The sequence below is a fragment of the Anaerococcus sp. genome (assembly GCF_022770135.1).
GTDB lineage: Bacteria > Bacillota > Clostridia > Tissierellales > Peptoniphilaceae > Anaerococcus.
This window is the reverse complement of record NZ_JALEIL010000115.1, coordinates 1-4,270: the sequence shown is the minus strand read 5'-3', so window position 1 is coordinate 4,270 and position 4,270 is coordinate 1. Positions and strand designations below refer to the sequence as shown.

General features: G+C 40.7%; 3 protein-coding genes. All 3 read left to right on the top strand.

Annotation, left to right across the window (positions count from 1 at the left end; translation table 11 throughout):
- A partial coding sequence (locus tag MRZ08_RS06065; protein ID WP_297380575.1) for a 5-methyltetrahydropteroyltriglutamate--homocysteine methyltransferase occupies nt 1-949 on the top strand: 949 nt, incomplete at its 5' end.
- On the top strand, nt 949-1,683 hold the full coding sequence (locus MRZ08_RS06060; RefSeq protein WP_297380572.1) for a cyclase family protein: 735 nt from the start codon (nt 949-951) through the stop codon (nt 1,681-1,683). The genes MRZ08_RS06065 and MRZ08_RS06060, both read left to right, overlap by 1 nt.
- A gap of 1,489 nt (nt 1,684-3,172) precedes the next feature.
- The coding region (locus MRZ08_RS06055; RefSeq protein WP_297380570.1) for a nucleotide sugar dehydrogenase at nt 3,173-4,270 on the top strand (1,098 nt) is incomplete at its 3' end.

The following is a 4,270-nucleotide window of genomic DNA, read 5'->3' as shown; positions in this document are numbered from 1 at the left end:
CAAATCACTCTGGCACCTTGACTTCGGTTGGGGTCTAGATGGGTGTGAGAGATTTATCAACAAAACCGGCTACTTCTTCAGAGAAAAAGATTCTGATGAGAAATTTGAGACTAGAAAAGATATCGGGATTAAAATCACCGGCAAGATTTCTGGAAAAAACCACGTCTTTATCGAACATTTCAAAAGACTAAAGGACCTTGTCGATGGAAGAGCTGAGGTTAAACAATGCATCCCTTCCCCATCTCATATCTATGGTGACTTTGTCAATTCAAATGTTATAGCTGATTCACCATACGAAGACAATGATAGTTTTGAAGCTGACCTTAAACAAGCTTACAAGGACTTCCTAGACGACTTCAAAAAAGTCGGTGGAGAGATTATCCAATTTGATGACTGTCTTTGGGAACAATTCGCTAAGGAAAACAAGGAAAACCAATACGATAACAACCAAACTGACCTTGATAAGGACCTAGCCCTTGCCCAAAAATACATCGACATCAACAACGAACTAATCGATTACGGTCACGAGCTTGGCCTCACAGTCTACACCCACAACTGCAGGGGAAATTACTCATCCAGAAACTTCTCTGATGGAAGCTACGAATCAATCGCCGACCTATTTTTCAAAAATCTAAAATACGATAGATTCTACCTAGAATGGGATGACGAAAGAGCAGGATCAGTAAAGGCCCTAAACGCCTTCAACAACAGAGACGACGTAGAAATCGTCCTAGGATTCCTATCAAGCAAGACCAACACCCTCGATGATGAAAAAAGAGCCTTCGACCTCCTTGAAGAGGCAAGCAAAATCATCGACAAAGATAGACTCTACCTATCCCACCAATGTGGTTTCGCTTCATGTGACTGTGGAAATGAACTTACAGAAGAAGAACAATGGGCCAAAATAGACCAAGGCCACAGGATTGCAGAAGAGTTCTGGGGTGAATAATGGCAGATCTTTCCACACTATTAAGGGAGCTTAAAGATAAGGAGTGGATAAGCCTAAGTCATGTAGTAACAAGCGACATCCCCCACTTCGAAGCCTTTAACCCACTAAGGACAAAAGACATAGCGACAATAGATGAAGACGGATTTTGGGGTAACGAAATTACAATCGGAAGCCAATACGGAACCCACATCGACGCCCCAAACCACTTCGCCAAAAATACCAGAACCCTCCTCCAAATCCCCTTTGCCGAAAGATGCCTTCCCCTCTATGTAATAGATATCTCTAAGAAAGTAGGAGATAATCCTGACTATGAGATCACAAAAGAAGACATCCTAGCATTCGAAGAAGAAAATGGAAAAATTGAGCCTAAGTCTTTCCTAGCCCTAAGAACTGACTGGTCCAAGAAGTTTGGCGATGAGGATGCCTTCATTAACAAGGACGAAAAGGGAATCGAGCATACTCCAGGCTGGTCCCTAGAAGCCTTGAAGTTCCTCCACGAAGAAAGAGACGTCACAGCCATAGGCCACGAAACCCTAAACACCGACTCAGGTCTCAAACTCTACGAAAACAAGGCCCTAGAAGCAGAATACTACTGGCTAAGCCAAGACAAATACCAGGTAGAGGTCCTAACGAACCTAGACAAGCTCCCAGCAACAGGAGCAATAATAACAATCTCCTACCCACAAATATCAAATGTATCAGGATTTTCCGCAGAAGTTAACGCAATATACTAAACAAAATTTTATATCTCCTATAAGGCCCGGCAAAGACCGGGCTTTTCATGTGGGGAAATAAGAAAATTGTAAGATGAGATCTCTCGACTACTCCAAGACTAGGGAATGTTGGAAAGCTCGCTTTCCTACCCCTTCCCTTATTTCGACCTTGTGGAGAAATCTCATTTAATAAACTGTATCTTAAAATCATCGTGTATACTTTGAGAATAAATTCAAATAAAAATTCCCCATCTCAAAAGAGGAACGACTGAGAGATCTACAGTCTACGATAACATGTAGATAATAAAGATTTAGTTATTTAGGAGAATACCTAAATAGAAAAAACACCGTATAAAAATGTCCCAAGGTTCTGTAGACCTCTCGTCGCTTCCCCGTGGAAGCTCTGTCGACGGTAGTTTGCGGGCTTAGTAATAAGCCTGTCCAGCTCTAGGAGGACTTCGCCTCGCAAAGCCTCGATTAAGGAATTTCATCAGTTCGTTTACTCACTGTGACAATTCCATTGGAGGTGGCGAAGTAAGGAGATTTTTTAATAAAAAATACAGTATTTGATAAGAGATGTCTCGACTTACACTCGACATAAGGGGTAAGAAAACGAAGTTTTCTCTCTTCTTCCCTTGCTTCGAAATCAAGCCCGTCCGGCTCGGGGAGGACTGGAGAAGCCTCACGCGTAATAGTAAAAGTGTAATTCTATTAAGACCAAGAATTATAGTAATTTATACCATTATCGCCATCTCGACAGAGCGGAGCGACGAGAGATCTACAGTCTATGATGACATATAGATATTATAGATTAAGTCATCTACGTAAATCTATAACTAACAAAATCTCCAAACAAAGATGCCCCAAAGTTCTGTAGACCTCTCACATAAAGTTCGACGGTAGTTTGCGGACTCAGCTACGTCTCGTCTCACAAAGCCTCGATTAAGGAATTTCATCAGTTCGCTACACCCACTGTGACAATTCCATTAGAGGTGGTGAAGTAAAGAATGAGGGAAAGCACGCTTTCCTACCACTCCCCTTACCTCGACCGAAGCGGAGAGGTCTAACGAGTGATAGTAAAATTATAATTATTTTAAAACCTACAATTAAATCAAAACTATTATTAACGCCATCTCGAAAAAAGCCCGTCAGGCTAGTGGAGGACTGGATAGGTCTCAAACAATATGATAACAATACAGTATTTGTAAGAGATATCTCGACTTCGCTCGATATAAGGGATTGAAAGAAAACGAAGTTTTCTCTCCCCTTCCCTTGCTTCGACCAACGCGGAGAAGCCTCATAAGAAATAGTAAAATTATAATTATTTTAAAGCTCACAATTAAATAGAAACCACAATTAACTCAAAAAAATAAGATCTAATAAATTTTCATGTTATTTAAAACATCATCTATCATCATATTCTCTAACCACACTCCTAATATTGTTATCTATATTGACAAAACACCCCATCACTGATATCATATATCCATCAGAAAAGTTAGGAGACAAAATGAAAAAATTATCTATAGAGAAATTGGCAGATACTGTCATTAACAAGAGAAAAGAAAAAGGTCTTACTCAGGCTAGCCTTGCTGATACTACTGGTATCAATAGGGCTATGATTAGTCGTTTGGAATCATGTGACTACACTCCTTCCATCGACCAACTACAATCCATCGGAGAAGTCTTGGACTTTGAAGTAGTCGATATGTTTGAGGAAGAAACTTACGGAAAAGAGATAAAATCAGACAAGAAATACAAAATCGCTGTTGCGGGAACTGGATATGTAGGCATGTCCATTGCAACCCTCCTATCTCAACACAACGAAGTTACTGCTGTTGATATAGTAGAAGAAAAAGTTGAGAAGATTAATAATAAAATCTCCCCTATCCAGGATGATTATATAGAAAAATACTTAAGAGAAAAAGACCTAAACTTAAGGGCAACCCTAGACGGAGAATCCGCCTACAAGGATGCTGACTTTGTAGTAATCGCAGCTCCTACAAACTACGATAGCAAGAAGAACTTCTTCGATTGCTCTGCCGTAGAGGATGTGATCGAGCTTGTCCTTAAGGTCAACCCAGAAGCTACTATGATTATCAAATCAACTATCCCTGTTGGTTACACTAGAGAAATCAGAGAAAGATATAAGAGTAATAACATTATCTTTAGCCCTGAGTTCCTCCGTGAATCAAAGGCCCTCTATGACAATCTCTACCCTTCAAGAATCATCGTATCCTGTGATGACCAAAGTAGAGACAAGGCAGAAATATTTGCAAATCTCCTTAAAGAAGGCGCCATCAAAAAGGACATCCCTACCCTCTTTATGGGCTTTACAGAAGCAGAAGCAGTCAAGCTTTTCGCAAACACCTATCTCGCCCTTCGTGTATCCTACTTCAACGAACTTGATACCTACGCAGAAAGCAAGGGGCTAAATACAGAAGAGATCATCAACGGAGTATGCCTCGATCCAAGAATCGGCACCCACTACAACAACCCTTCTTTCGGTTATGGTGGATACTGCCTGCCAAAAGATACCAAACAGCTTCTAGCAAACTTCGACAAGGTCCCACAAAATATGATATCCGCAATCGTCGACTCCAACAGG